The following is a 14207-nucleotide window of genomic DNA, read 5'->3' as shown; positions in this document are numbered from 1 at the left end:
TTAACTTATGACAATATAGTGTACGAAAAGCTCAGTTACTATTTCGAACAGTTCTCTCTATTTAGAGGTGAATCCTCAGTACACACCTGGAACCATTTGTCTACGCCCGTAATGTATACATTTCGGACATATCAAATATCTACATTTGCACTCTTACTCCTATTACAATCAAAACATGCTAAACGTATGTTATGTTCTTCTGTAGAACCACCTCTTGATACAGGAATTATATGGTCAAACTCCAGTTCATCGTCACGTAAGTGTTTACCGCAGATTTGACAAGTATAATTATCTCTCCTCGCAACTCGAATCTTAATATTAAAGGGAATATACCTACCAATTCTACGCATTTCAGCAGTTTCAGTGAAGGGCTCATTTACAAAGAATACTGGGCATAAATGACCAAATATTGTGCAGGAGCTTTCCTCATCAACACTTGAAATACTCTCTGGATAATCTTCTTCCTTAAACGCACCTACCATTTCTTGAAAATTTAATCTTCGTTCTTCATCAAGAGGACTTCCATCTCCAAGTACATTGTCTTGTAAACATTTTTTTAGATATTCATTGTGTTCTAATGCTTGGTTTCTAACAACGGGAGGTAGTGGGAACTCTTCTACTAAGGGTCCATAAGGACAATATTTCAATTCCCAACAAGGCTTACAAACCGACTGCGTTCGCTTTTTCCATTCAGCTATTACCTCATCATCGCTAAGTTTAGGGTCAACAGGCAAAAAATGTCTTAGGGCATTAATAGACATAATAATCACCTCAATAAATGATTTACAGATATGACAATACCTTCATCGTACTATTTCTTTGTGTATTTAGGTATAGTTCTTACCATTCTTCGCTCAATACCCTGTAAAACCTTGGATATTTTATAAACGTCCTTAGATTGGACCCTAACATCATAATTCCACCTACTAAGCGTATCCAGTAGCCACTCAACACCTGCTTCATCAAAACCGTAATAGCCTTTCTGCACTTCATCTATAAGCCTATTAACCTCATAATCATCCGAATTAACTTCAAAAATTATTCTCTCGTCACTTCTTCTGGACTTTTCTTGTACAAGATGAAGCATAATCGGTACTACAATCGATGCTATTGCCCCGATTCCTGCAATAACCAACTCAATGCTTCCATCCTGAAGATGAACAATCTTCGCTTTATGACGAAACTCTCTTAATACCTTTGCATTCCTCGTTAATCGGAAGCCCCAGGAAGGGCTAAAAAATATTTCTTCTAAAAATTGGCTGTTTTCATACTCCTTCTCTAATAATTCGCAAAACACTATTAGGTGATAGATATCCACTGAAAAGTAACCTAAGTCATACAACGAGTTTACTCCAAAGTCAAATCTTATCCGTATAGTATCTTCCCTCAAGAATATTGCCCCCATTCCAATAAAATATTTTATCTTACATTTTTCTACCAGATTATGTGTAATCCTTTATAATTACCCACTAATTAGAATTTAAAACATCTTGAAATTTTCAACTCTAATAATAATGCGAAGCCATTGATTATACTGAAAGAGGTTTTTGATGTCAATAGACACGTTTAAAATTAAAAAGCCACCCAATTATGAGTGGTCATTTGTTTAATTATTTATTGAGGCTGTCTTTGCAGCAAGAGGGGCAACCAGTTCCTAATGTTCGATTTACAATTCGAGTCCGCCACACAAATCCACAGGTTGAGCATAACCACCATACTTGCTTTCCAGATCCGGGTACTACATCCTTAGGAGTAAGTGCGCCATTTTTTGAGTAATGCCAATCAAGTGCAACTTTTTCATTTTGTGTTGCAAGACAGTTATGAATCGTTACTACTCGATTAGCACAGGCTGGGCATTTGTGACCTTTACTACGGTTATTAGGTGATGCTTGCCATTCAAATTCACAAGTTAAGCATTTCCACCATACTCGCTGATTCGATTTTACTCCCAATGAATCTGGCGAGAGTTCGACGTTTTTAGTTGGGTGCCATTCTTCTAACAGGTCAGGGCGTAGCTCTGATAAACAGTTTTTATCTGTAACCACTTGCTTAGCACAAAAAGCACAACCTCGACCTGCATTTCTGCTTGCCACACGTCTCTGCCATTCATAGCCGCAAGTCGAGCACCTCCACCAGGCTACAAGTTCAGAACCAGGTGTTACATCACCGGGACTTAGTTCTCCGTTTTTTGTAGGATGCCATTCTTTCGCCAAATTGGGATTGCATGCTAATAGTGAGTTTGTTGAAGTGACAACCTTGTTTTCACAAGCCGGGCAGCCAACCCCTTTACTTCTGTTTTTAACATTAGCACGCCATTCATGGTTGCATGTGAGACATTTCCACCAAACCTTCCTCTGCGACCCTGCAAGTATACTATTAGGAGTTAAATTAATATTCTTATTTGGATGCCACTCCTTAATAAGATCAGGACGAGTGAAGGCGAGACTTTCTTCATAGAGGAGTTGCTGAATTTGGTTTAATATTACCAACTCATCTTCTTCGATACTAATAGATTCCCACTCTTCTAAATGCTTGGCTTGCTCAGGTAAGAGGTTAAAATTATTTTTTATGAAAACACGTAAATCCGATAAAATACTTTTTATTGCAACGTAATCCCGTGTACCATTATAGTAGTCGATTATAGTATAAGAACCATAAGAACTTAAAACAGGTGCATTACTATATCGTATCCGAACTAAATGAATACCCTTGTTATTGAATAGTTTATTTTTCTTCGCGTCTCTTGTAATAGATTTTTGTTTATTGTGATAATAGCCATCATACTCCACAGCCAGATTGATTTCGGGGATATAGATATCTGCCTCAGTTTTGTCTATTAAGTGCCTATTAATACACATAGGAAACACTCGTTTGATATAAAAAAACAAGGCTTGCTCTTGGAAAGAAGTATGTAAGGCTTCGGTGCACTTAGGACATCCCTTCCCCTCAGTTCTACTATTGGGAGGAGTTTCCCATTCATGACCACAAGCCGAACAGAGCCACCACACTTTTATATTTGAGCTTCTATAAACTTGTTGCGGTGTAATTGTTCCATTTTTAGTTGGATGCCACTCCTGTGCTAACGTTGGACTAACGACGGATAAGCATTTTTCGATGACCAGTTCTTTTACACGACATTCTGGACAATTAGTCCCTTTATCACGTTCTCTAACAACAGCCTCCCATTCGTGTCCGCAGTTCGAACAGAGCCACCAGACCCTTCTACCAGATCCTACAACAACATCTCGTGGCGTCAAAGTGCCATTCTTTATCACATTCCACTCTTTTGCCAAAACGGGGTTATTAGCTTCTAAACAATTCTCTTTTGTTGCTACCTGATTTGTGCAACTTGGACACCCAATTCCCCGTCTATGTCTGTTATCTAAGGTTGCTTCCCATTCATGATTACATTTAGGACATAACCACCAAACTCTTTGTTTTGATCCCGGAACGACATCTAAAGGAGTAAGTGTACCATTTTTTACTGGGTGCCACTCACTTGCTAAGCTCGGGTTTCGGGTTTCTAAGCAATTGTTTGTAGTAACGACTTTATTAATACAGGCAAGACATCGACTTCCGCTTGCCCTACTATTAATTACTGTTTGCCACTCATAACCACATGTTTTGCATAACCACCAAACCTTTCTACCAGAACCAGATACAACATCCATTGGCGTCAAATCACCATTTTTAGAAGGATGCCATTCTTTCGCAATCTCAGGATGTTCAATGCCAAAACAGTCAGAACGGAAAGTATGCTGAGCCATTTATATCTCCAATCTGGACTTTATTTGTAACTATATATTCTACGACACATTGTCATGACCTTTATGTGATTTCATCCCAATCCTTTTCGTTTATAGGAAATTACGGTAATATAAGCTCGAATGGGTTATCTGATAATTTTTAACTAATCAGATAGCGAAGAATAGACTGAGGTGATTTTGTGGACGAATTTGCAGTTACCGAAACAGACAAGTTTAAGGCAACACACGAGATTGGCCACGTTTTGATTGCGGAGCGGTTCGGGATTAGCTGGGACTATGTTACCATCAATTCTGAAGACCCCAAAAAGGGTGGGCACGTGTTTCATTCTGAGGACTTCATCGCTACTGAGGAAAACCTATTCGATTTCGTAATGATGAAAATTGCTGGGGAGGCTATACTTCTGGCTGAAGGGTATAGCAAGATTGCTGCCTTAAGTTCATCAACGTCCTCAACGGAATACGATGACCGTAAGGATGCCCGAAAGACAATACTTGGAGTCAATAATTTTTTTGATGTTAACAGAATTATTAGTGATGCGTTAGAAGAAAGTACGAGTTACTTCAAACAACCCGAGATTAAGATCATGATTAGCCTCCTTGTTGATGAACTTGTCTCCCGCAGAACAATAACACGACAAGAGTTCCAGGATTTACTCAAGCGATTTTAACCATTTTAGCACATATATACGATCACGCATTGTAGCATATTATAGAGAAAGAACCACCTCCTCCTATTAAAATCACAGGTTACATCTCTCCGATCTCATAACGGATAAGCTGAAAGTAAGTCCAAGATTGGGTCCTGAGTTCTCAGTGTAGAACATATTTGTTCACACATACACACTAATTGATCACACTTGAAAGATAAGAAGACTGCCATAGAAGATTAATATACCTTAAATAGGCAATTTCTTCATTATATTGTCTTATTAAAATCCATTAGGTAGCGATTAGGCTTCTAATGGTCTATCATTACAGCAGCTATTAAATTAGCAAGCCAGTGCAGTTTGGGGGGGGCTGCATTAGGTGTTGTACTGATAGGGGGGAGTTTTACTAATAGTATTACTAATAGTGAAGTAATAGTGCTATTCAGTAATTACTATCTAACATACTTATAACAAGACAATTAGAAAGACTATTAAGAGTATCGTTTAACGTATACGTTAATGGTGTTCTAATAGATACTAATAGACTGTCTATAATTATAACTATGTTGGTTATTTTAGTAAGTTATTTCAAACAGCAATACTGTCTCAAAATACTGTTTCAGTGTCTTTAAACCACCCTGTCTCAACTACTTCGTAGCACGCAGGGATACCTAAAGTAAACAAGTAGCTGTCTAAGACCAGACGGAAGAAGATATATAGGGAGTTTTAAAATACACGAGGTGATGCTAATACTTCGTGTACTTTAAGACTCCCTATTTTTTCAATTCCGATTAAAATAGTATGGATTAATCGTTTTGTTATTATCTATCTGTTTTTTATTTGATCACACATATAGAGATAAAACACTGTATGAATCTCAAAAAATAATTAAATGAAAAGAGGCAAAGTAATGAAACATGGTATCGTTAACAACCAGCAGTACTGATGATTAAATCAACAGAAGAAAGACCTCGGCAATCCAGTACGAAACAGATGCGCGATTTGAAGCTGATTTAGTTAAGTACATTAACAAACAAGAAGTAGCTTTGCGAAAACAAATGCAAAAATCGCAGAAAAATACCAGCTTGAAAGCGACACAGAAAAAGGTTCCGATAGCTATAAGAAACAATGCTGGTCAATGCCAATGCTACTCTCATCAAAAACCATTATTTAACCAGATATGATTGTATGGTGGATACACTACATCAGTACATCCCCGAATGGTTGGACTATAACGAACAGGTTTCTTATGGTCCGATCAAAAAAACTTCAAGACTAAGCATACTATAAGGAGATTGATAATAATATGGCAACTAAAAACAAGTACTATGCTGTTCGAACAGGGAGAACACCGGGTATATATTATTCTTGGGATGAGTGCAAGAGACAAGTGATAGGATTTCCTAATGCTTTCTTTAAGGGATTCCCTACCAAGGAAGAGGCTCTTAATTTCATTCAAGCAGACGCAGCTGCTCAGTCTCAACAGAGTGTGCCAAACAATCTACCTGAGGAGACTGCGCTTAATATTTATGTAGATGGTAGTTACTTGATGGACCGCTATAGCTGGGCTTTTGCTGTTTATGAAGGTAATGACCTTCTGTACTCTTCAAATGGTGTAGGGACCGATGAGGAGTTCGCTAAGCAACAAAACGTTGCCGGTGAAATTACTGGTGCGATAAAGGCTATCCTGTGGGCAGAAGAGAACGACAAAAGGCCGATTACTATTCATCATGACTATAGCGGCCTTGCTCATTGGCCTGATGGGTCTTGGAAGACGAATAATAAATACACCACAGAGTACGCAGAGTTCACTTCAAGTAGATTGTCTTGGGTAAAATTTAGAAAAGTAGCCGGACACTCAGGTATAGAAGGGAACGAATTAGTAGACAAGCTTGCAAAGGAAGCATTAGGGATCCATGCTTAGACTACCGATCTAAAAGTATATATATTTCATTTATTTATGCCAAGGTGACTGCACTTACTTATTTTGCAGTTACCTTGGCCTTATTTTTTTGTCTATTTATAAAAACTAATTTACAGTATTGAAAGAGAGGAAGAAAGATGAAACTATTAACAATTGATGAGGTCTGCGAAATACTCAGGGTTTCTAAACCTACTGGATATAACCTAATCCACAGTGAGGGTTTCCCAAAAATTAAACTCGGAAGAGCTTGGAGGGTTGAGGAAGAATTGCTTAACAGATGGGTACGTGAAAAAATTATAAATGAGGCATCCTGAATGAGATCGGGATGTCTCTTTTTCTTCTACCCATGCAGAAAGTAAGCATAAATAAAAATGCTACAATTCTCTAAGCATAAATTTAAGCATAAAAACAGAAAAGACCTCCAGGTTAAAACCCTGGAAGCCTTGTATTTCCTGGTGGGGCATGCTGGTTTCGAACCAGCGACCTCTTGAATGTGAATCAAGCGCTCTCCCGCTGAGCTAATACCCCATAGCGATAACTCTAGTATAGCAAAAGGATGGAGAAATATCCACCCTTACTGCCGAGAATTTTCTGTTTTTCGAAGAGACTAGTTGAAAAAGCTTCAGCTGCTAGGAACAGCGAGGCTTGCGCCGCGACGCGTACATAAGGGTACGCAAGCAAGCAAACGTAGTCGTGATTGCGCAACTCTTGGCGCTTAAGCGCCTTAGAGTTGGCGGCATGCCCCTTGCGGGTGCAACGCAGATGAACTTTTGCAACGGTCTCTTAGTCCAAAATGTACACAGATACCGTTCTGCGGCCAAATTGCAAAGCCTCTCCACGGTTTTCATAGGCAAGGTCGATGCGGTTACCCCTGATGTAGCCGCCTGTGTCATCAGCAATGGCATAGCCATAGCCTTCGATGTACAGTCTGGCGCCAAGGGGGATGACATTGGGATCGACAGCGACCAATCCTTTGCGGAGTTGATTGCCGTGATAGGTGTAAGAGCCGTTGCCGGGATCTTCGGACGTATATGCCGAAGCCTCCATGTTGATAACGCGACGGTAGCGGTCAGGTGCGCCTTTAGCTCGCTGCAGGGTATCGATCATGGTGCGGTCCACAGTGCCAGTCACCGGTAGAGAGTAGTGCTTTTGGAACCGTTCGATCGCACTGCGGGTGGCTGGTCCGAATTTGCCATCAAGAGTTCCAGCATAGAAGCCGGATTCAGCCAGAAGCTGTTGTACTTTGGTTACTTGCTCACCTTTTGCACCCTGCTCGAGAACAGGTTCGGTGACAACCGGGATTGGATAGCGTTCTTTTATTTCGCTGGGAAGCACCTCAGCAGCTTTGGCAGGAACCTGTTTGCTGACTTGTTTAGGAGTAGCGGCAGTTAACGCCGTACTAGTGGAGAACAGAAACAGTAGGCAAAATAGTAATAGTTTCTTTCGCACTGGTCATCTCCTTTCTAACTGATAGCAAGGCTCTGAAGAGTGGAAAATCCATACACCTATTTACTATTTTACCATAGAAATACCTATTATGGAAAGATCAATGATTTCCAGCACGATGTGCATTCCCTCAGCGCAGGCGTGCTGCGCCTTAATCTTAGCTGATTAAGCCTGCCCTAAAACCAATCAAAACCATCGTCACCGCCGCCATCAGTACAAACAGCAGATAATCAGTCGCTCCCAGGGCAACACTGGTGAGAAAGCTGCGTTTACCGGCATTGAAGCCACGCAGTTCCAGAGACATGGCCATGGTCTCAGACCGACTGACTGAACGAAGAACCAGCGGCTGAACGACAGAGAGATACGCTACCAGACGGCTTAATCCACCTTTTGAAGTATAGCCACGACAAGCCTGAGCTTCCTGTACGGCTTGACTTTCTGCCAGCAGGTCGGGCACAAACCGCAGTGTAGAGGTAAACAGAAAGGCAAATTCATAGGGAATATGGCACTGGGTAACAAGCGCTGTGGTTAAGTCCTGTGCCCGAGTGCTCGCAAATAAGACAATAAAAGCGACCGACATGATAACCATCCGCAGACCACCGGCAATGGCAACATTCATATCTGTGCCCAAGAGATATTGCACAGCGATCAAGCCTGCTACAACCAGGGCCAGACTTCCTGCGATCCGTCCGCCCTTGCGCAGGCCGGACACAACAAACAGCAACATGACGATGATGGCCGCTAATCCAGTAAGAACAAGCGGAGATTGCAGGATAAAGGCCCAGATTGAGACCGCGAAAGTGGCGATAAGCCGGGTCAAAGGAGCCAGTTTAACCATTGAGTCCACCCCGTTTTGCGAGAATTTGTTCGGCCAGTGAAGCAACATCTGTTGTCAGCGATATTCCTTGCGGAGCCAGCCCGTTTGATACGCTGACAGTCGCTGGCTCTCGCAAACCGGCCTCATGAAGTCTGCGGCGGTCAGCAAAGCAATCAGTTACAGAGCCGTCAAACAGCTTTATTCCTTTATCCATAACGATTACCCGCTCAGCATAACGGACAAGGCAATCCATATCATGAGTCACCAGAATGATCGTTTTTCCAGAAGAATGAAAATCCTTTAGCAGGGCCATGAATCGTTCATGTGTGTCAGCGTCCTGGCCACTGGTCGGTTCATCAAGAATCAAAAAATCAGGCGTCATGGACAGGGCTGAAGCAATAGCGACCCGCTGCTTTTGGCTCCTGGTCAGTGTTCGCGGATAGCGATCGGCAAGATCTGCGACGCCGGTCAGTTTCATCGCTTGTTCAGTAACTTCGCTGATTTTTTCTGATGAAAAACCCAGCATTTCCGGTCCGTAGGAAATCTCCTGCCGGACAGTGTCACGAAATATTTGACGGTCAGGATTCTGAAAAACATAGCCAATATAACGTGCCATATCAGCCGGAGTACAGGATTTTGTGTCTTCATCGTCGCGAAAAATCTGCCCATGAGTCGGTTTTAGCAGAGACATCATCAATTTTGTAATCGTGGTTTTGCCGCTGCCGTTACGTCCGGCTATAGCAACAAATTCACCGCGGCGAATTGTCAAGGAAACATTCGCAACAGCGGGCGGCTGATTACGATTATAAGCAAAAGTCACGTCACGCAGTTCAAGCAATTTTTTCCGCTCCTTCCTGTCGCAGGAAAACACGAAGCTGATCGATTGCCTGCTCGTTGCTAAGCCAGGGCGCAAATACAGCGTCCGATTTTGATTCGAGCAAGTGTTTCAAAGTCCACAGCGTTGGAGACAAGCTGGCACTGTTGCCTTTAACTAACTGAGCGAGAACCTCCTCGGTTTTTCCGGCTGCCGCCAGCCTGCCGGCTTCAAGCACCACTAGACGGTCGGCATAAGGAAGAATGCGAGAAAGATCATGTTCGACGATCATCATTGTCAAACCGGTCTCCCTGTTTAGACGACCGAGCAAAGCATACAATTCTTCGGCGCCCTCGGGATCGAGAGCGGAGGTGGGTTCATCGAGAACTAAAACAGCAGGTTTGGACGCAAGCGCCGCCGCAATGGCAAGTCGCTGCTTCTGGCCGCCGGAGAGTGAGGATACTTCGCGCTTCTCGAGTCCTGGCAGACCGACCATGCGCAGAGTTTCGCTAACTGCCACAACAATTTCTTCGCGCCGGACGCCGCGGTTCTCTAGACCAAACGCGACTTCTTCCTCGACAGTCATCGTGACCAGCTGGCACTCATAGTCTTCGAGGACCGTGCCTACCACCTCAGCGAGCTGGCCGACCTCCGTATGCAGTGTGTTCATACCATTGACAGTCACCGAACCACCAACTGCGCCGCCGAAGTAATGTGGCACCAGCCCAGAGACTGCAAGACAAAGCGTCGTCTTTCCTGTGCTGCTTAAGCCAGCAACCGCAGTAAAAGAGCCTGCTGGAATCTCAAGATTGATATTATTCAGAGCCTGAGTACGGCCATGGTAAGAAAACGAGAAATCAGAAAAACTAATGACTGGTTTCATTTCTTCTCCCTTTCCGAAATGCCTAATTGTGCGCTAAACAGTTTATATGCCGGGAAGTAAAGCACCTGAGTAACCACCGTATTGACCGCAGCCACTGTAAAAACAACTGGCAACATACCGTATAGGTAAACCTGCATCGGTAATCCCAGCACAATCTTCATTAATGTGACAAATGTTAGACCGCTGAATAAGGTAGTAATCAGGCCGATAATAGCCGGTTGAAGGTTGAGCTTGCCGATTTTGCAGCCGATATTGTATTTGACAAGTGTACAGGCGGTAACCGCACCCAATACTTCACTCACGAGGTTACCATACGGAAAAGGAGATTTTGAAGTAACCAGTGCGATAGCGCCGGCTACCAGACCAATACCTACCGCCTGCCCCAGTGATGGCCGCACTAGAATCATGGCCAAGCAATACATCGCAATGGTCCAATTTGGCGATACCCCCGCGACGCTCGGACTAACCAGACGTAAAATAGTGCCAATAGCTAGAAATAAGGCTGTAATTGCCAACCAGCGGTACTTGCCCCCTTTTCCTGCTACAATGATGGTCGGTTGTTGTACTTGCTGTTCCATGATCTTTTCCTCCTTTTCTTTAAACTAAAAAACCTCGTTCCAACAGAGAGATTCTCTCTGAAGGGACGAGGCGTTAACCCGCGGTGCCACCCTAATTGACTATAAAAATAGTCCGGCTTAAGAAGTACAGGACAGATGTCCGATACCCTCTTCCTGATAACGGCGGAAGAAACCCCGACGACGCCTACCCCTAAAGCTGGATCGGATCGTATCTCCCGGGCCCATTCGACATGCTGAGCGGCGCCAAACTCTCACTTTCATTGGCTCGCTGCGGCTCTCTAGCCATGTGTACTCTTCCCGGTCATTGATGATGCGAATATGTATTTACAGAAAGTATATCAGAGAGGCAAGTGTGGTGTCAATGTCTTTTTCATCGTAGCCTTTGGGCGCGCGGCGCCTTTCGCGTTTTCGCGGCCAGATATCATCTTATCTTCGCTTTCTAAAACTGCTATTTCCCCCACTGCAAAAAAATCAATTTTTGTAAATAGACAGCCTATACAGCGGGAAGACTAATCAAAGCCAAATTAAAAATGTTACCGGAGGGATTTACATGGATGGAGTCGTTTGCTCAAAATGTAACAGTTATTTACCAATCACTACTGCCAGTTGTCCGGGCTGCGGTTCGGGCATTGTTCTCAAAGGAACGATGAAAAACGTAATTGACCAAATGGTCCCCAATTGTCTGGTGCATCGTTACGACGGGTCTGATTTACTCGAACCAGCGGTTGTACTTAAATCAGGCAGAAGTAACTATAAGGTTGCCCTAAAGTTACAAGACTACGCCAAGCCAGTCACTGTGCCAAAGCACAAAGTCTATACATATAACCAAGGTCTGCTTAGTTCAGTACAAAGTCTACGCAGCGAGCGCACTGCCAGTGTCATGCGGTTCGAGCAGCAAATCGGCTCGCAATGGAATCAGTTGCAGCCGTTTAGTCCGGAATTTTAGCCCCGAGCTCACTGTTCCCCGGGCGTTCAGAAAGGTCGAGGTGTTGTTGCCTATGAGAATAGTGATATGTCTGAAGTAGAAAAGCAGAGTAGCATCACTAGGCAGCCCAGAAAATCCAGCCGCGCCGCGTACGGTTCTGGTACGCAAGCAATGGACTTTTCCGGGATGATTGCGCAACTCTTGGCGCTTTAGCGCCTTAGACGTTGGCGGCATACCCTTTACGGGTGCAACGCAGATTGGCCTTTGGTGCTTGAAGAGCTCGGTTAGTGTCGGACTTCGTAGTACTGCAACAGCTCACTAACCGTCACGAACTGGTATCCCTTATCTCGCAGCTTGTCAATAATTATTCCTACCGCTTCCGCTGTCGGCAGCGCCGGTTGCCCGTCATGCATCAATACAATACTGCCAGGTTTTACGTTGTCGAGGGTATTTTTTACCACCTGGCCGACAGGTAGACGCCGCCAATCGCCGGTATCAACTGACCAAAGAATGGTTGTCTGCCCACGCAACAGAGCCGCGCGGGCAACCGCATCATTCCACGAGCCGCCGGGGGGGCGAAACACTGCTGGCTCATGGGCAAGCTGGCAAATCAGTTGATTCGTCTGATCCATTTCTGCCTCATATTCAGTTGTTTTCAACGTGTTAAAGAATCTGTGACTATATGCGTGGCTGCCAATCTCATGCCCGTCCTGAGCAGCTTGCTTTACCCACTCGGGATGAGTTGCCGCATTAGAGCCTAAAACGAAAAAAGTTGTTTTTACCTGTTTTTCTTTTAGTACCCGCAAAATTTGCGGCGTTGTCTGGGGATGCGGTCCATCGTCAAAGGTCAGAGCTACAACTTTATGAGTTGTCGGCACATAGCGTAGCGCCAGTTCGGTTGATGCTGTCAGATGATACGTTCCGGCTAGCATCGTCAGAGTCAAAAGAGCAATGGAAAATACCCATCTGTTTTTTGCCTTCACGGTATTCCTCCACTTTCTGAAAATGTTTCTACAGGAACCATATGTTACTACTCATGTTTCTATTCACGCAAAACAACTACTTGCAGGAGGGGCCAAATGAAGTTTCGCATAGTTATTATTGGTTTCCTAACCATGCTAACCCTGATAATCGCTGAGCCCGGTTTTGCGAATCCTATTATAAAAGCCGATGCAGCTATTCTGATGGATGTTAAGACTGGCCAGGTGCTTTGGGAAAAGAAGATGCATAAACGCCTCGCTCCAGCCAGTACAACTAAAATACTAACCGCGATCATCGCGATCGAGCGGGGACAGCTTGAGGCTGACGTTACAGTTAGCCCGCGCGCCGCCGCCACTCGCGGCTCCTCAATGTACCTATATCCTGGTCAGACATTAGCACTGCGCGAGCTACTCGAGGGCTTGATGCTGCGCTCAGGCAATGACTCGGCGGTGGCGATTGCCGAACATATTGCCGGTTCAACTGAAGAATTCGCCCGGATAATGAACGAAAAGGCTGCGGCCATTGGTGCTCGGGACAGCCATTTTATCAACCCAAACGGATTAAGCGCTATCGGGCATTACTCATCTGCGCATGACCTCGCGGTCATCGCCCGCTACGCTTTAACCAATCCTGTGTTCGCCGATATTGTCCGGACGCGCGAAACTAATATCGACTGGCTAGACCGTAGGGGCAAAGAGCAGGAAAAAGCCATCCGCAATACCAATAAACTATTGTGGATGTTTGCTGATGCGGACGGTGTCAAAACAGGTACCACAAGTGAAGCCGGCCCTTGCCTAGTTGCCAGCGCGACCCGCGACGGCCAAAAACTTATCTCTGTCGTACTTCATGACCATGAACGCTGGTCTGACTCAATGCGCTTATTGCAGTACGGATTTCAGAATTTTGACTTGGTTGAATACGGGCTCGAAGGACAGACTTTGGCCTCTCTGCCAGTCCCCAATGGTTTATTCCCTGAGGTCAGTGTCATTCTGTCAGGAACGGCTGCCATTGTGGTCAAAGCCGAGGATGCCGCAGCCACCACTGTCGAAGTCGACTTGCCGGAAATAATAAAAGCCCCTGTTTTTCAGGGGCAAAAAGTCGGCGAAGTTATCTTCTACACTCACGACAAGGCCGTCAAAATCGTGGATATCGTAGCCGACCGCGAGGTTGAGGAGAGGACTGTAAGCCGCATAATCATGAATCAATTGACTCAGTTTTACAGAAGACTCTCCAACTGGGGCGTACTATAAGAAAAGCCGCTTCGGTCTTTGGGCAACAGGGAACATAGCGCAAAGAGCGCAAGCGGCGCAAAGAAATAATAATTTTATTATTGTCTCGCTTTGTGATCACTTTAACCGCGCTTTGCGGGCTTAGCGCTAACGACTTCCTATGTATTCTTCCCTAACCTGCACGGTTACGTAACTC

The 14207-nt window shown here is 44.2% G+C and carries 15 protein-coding genes, 1 tRNA gene and 1 other annotated feature; of the genes, 6 read left to right on the top strand and 10 right to left on the bottom strand.

Annotated features, from left to right (window positions below; genetic code table 11):
• Positions 1-131: 131 nt before the first annotated feature.
• The 3 genes from AXX12_RS19025 to AXX12_RS18750 all read right to left on the bottom strand — a co-directional run bounded on the left by AXX12_RS19025 (position 132) and on the right by AXX12_RS18750 (position 3767).
• Positions 132-761, bottom strand: a complete 630-nt coding sequence (locus AXX12_RS19025; RefSeq protein ID WP_082816758.1) for an HNH endonuclease — start codon at positions 759-761, stop codon at positions 132-134.
• Between the two features lie 50 nt (positions 762-811).
• Entirely contained in the window at positions 812-1390 is a 579-nt protein-coding gene (locus AXX12_RS07570; protein ID WP_066240468.1) for a hypothetical protein, read from the bottom strand.
• Between the two features lie 220 nt (positions 1391-1610).
• Entirely contained in the window at positions 1611-3767 is a 2157-nt protein-coding gene (locus AXX12_RS18750; protein WP_074431346.1) for a zinc-ribbon domain-containing protein, read from the bottom strand.
• Between the two features lie 179 nt (positions 3768-3946).
• Between AXX12_RS18750 and AXX12_RS07560 the strand changes: the two genes are divergently transcribed.
• The 3 genes from AXX12_RS07560 (at position 3947) to AXX12_RS18745 (ending at position 6652) form a co-directional block, all read left to right on the top strand.
• A complete protein-coding gene (locus tag AXX12_RS07560) occupies positions 3947-4435 on the top strand; it encodes a hypothetical protein (protein WP_066240463.1) in 489 nt (162 codons plus the stop codon).
• 1285 nt (positions 4436-5720) lie between these two features.
• Positions 5721-6338, top strand: a complete 618-nt coding sequence (locus tag AXX12_RS07555; protein ID WP_066240461.1) for a ribonuclease H1 domain-containing protein — start codon at positions 5721-5723, stop codon at positions 6336-6338.
• Positions 6339-6475: 137 nt separating this feature from the next.
• Positions 6476-6652: a helix-turn-helix domain-containing protein gene (locus AXX12_RS18745; protein WP_074431345.1), complete on the top strand. Its 177-nt coding sequence runs from the start codon at positions 6476-6478 to the stop codon at positions 6650-6652.
• Between the two features lie 139 nt (positions 6653-6791).
• Here AXX12_RS18745 and AXX12_RS07550 read toward each other — a convergent pair.
• From AXX12_RS07550 to AXX12_RS07525, 6 genes are all read right to left on the bottom strand, one after another.
• Positions 6792-6866, bottom strand: a tRNA-Val gene (locus tag AXX12_RS07550).
• 255 nt (positions 6867-7121) lie between these two features.
• Positions 7122-7787, bottom strand: coding sequence for a 3D domain-containing protein (locus AXX12_RS07545; RefSeq protein ID WP_197470674.1), 666 nt, complete (start codon positions 7785-7787; stop codon positions 7122-7124).
• Between the two features lie 154 nt (positions 7788-7941).
• A complete protein-coding gene (locus tag AXX12_RS07540) occupies positions 7942-8622 on the bottom strand; it encodes an energy-coupling factor transporter transmembrane component T family protein (protein WP_066240455.1) in 681 nt (226 codons plus the stop codon).
• Positions 8615-9439, bottom strand: coding sequence for an energy-coupling factor ABC transporter ATP-binding protein (locus AXX12_RS07535; protein ID WP_066240451.1), 825 nt, complete (start codon positions 9437-9439; stop codon positions 8615-8617). The genes AXX12_RS07540 and AXX12_RS07535 overlap by 8 nt, the downstream gene beginning before the upstream one ends.
• A complete protein-coding gene (locus AXX12_RS07530; RefSeq protein ID WP_066240448.1) occupies positions 9432-10298 on the bottom strand; it encodes an energy-coupling factor ABC transporter ATP-binding protein in 867 nt (288 codons plus the stop codon). Before AXX12_RS07530 ends, AXX12_RS07535 begins: the two co-directional genes overlap by 8 nt.
• The gene (locus tag AXX12_RS07525) at positions 10295-10876 is read right to left on the bottom strand and encodes a tryptophan transporter (protein WP_066240445.1); all 582 of its coding nucleotides are present in this window, start codon (positions 10874-10876) and stop codon (positions 10295-10297) included. The genes AXX12_RS07530 and AXX12_RS07525 overlap by 4 nt, the downstream gene beginning before the upstream one ends.
• 58 nt (positions 10877-10934) lie before the next feature.
• Positions 10935-11190: a binding site (T-box leader), on the bottom strand.
• A 236-nt stretch (positions 11191-11426) separates the two neighbouring features.
• Between AXX12_RS07525 and AXX12_RS07520 the strand changes: the two genes are divergently transcribed.
• Entirely contained in the window at positions 11427-11822 is a 396-nt protein-coding gene (locus AXX12_RS07520; protein ID WP_066240443.1) for a hypothetical protein, read from the top strand.
• A 66-nt stretch (positions 11823-11888) separates the two neighbouring features.
• Positions 11889-12014, top strand: coding sequence for a hypothetical protein (locus AXX12_RS20000; protein WP_269448393.1), 126 nt, complete (start codon positions 11889-11891; stop codon positions 12012-12014).
• Positions 12015-12085: 71 nt separating this feature from the next.
• On the opposite strand, the gene AXX12_RS07515 is transcribed toward AXX12_RS20000, so the two are convergent.
• On the bottom strand, positions 12086-12733 hold the full coding sequence (locus AXX12_RS07515) for a polysaccharide deacetylase family protein (protein WP_066240474.1): 648 nt from the start codon (positions 12731-12733) through the stop codon (positions 12086-12088).
• 147 nt (positions 12734-12880) lie between these two features.
• On the opposite strand from AXX12_RS07515, the gene AXX12_RS07510 reads away from it, so the two are divergent.
• Positions 12881-14032, top strand: a complete 1152-nt coding sequence (locus tag AXX12_RS07510; RefSeq protein ID WP_066240441.1) for a D-alanyl-D-alanine carboxypeptidase family protein — start codon at positions 12881-12883, stop codon at positions 14030-14032.
• Positions 14033-14207 lie beyond the last annotated feature (175 nt).

This window comes from Anaerosporomusa subterranea, from assembly GCF_001611555.1.
Classification (GTDB): Bacteria; Bacillota; Negativicutes; order Sporomusales; family Acetonemataceae; genus Anaerosporomusa; species Anaerosporomusa subterranea.
This window is presented reverse-complemented; position numbering and strand designations above follow the sequence as displayed.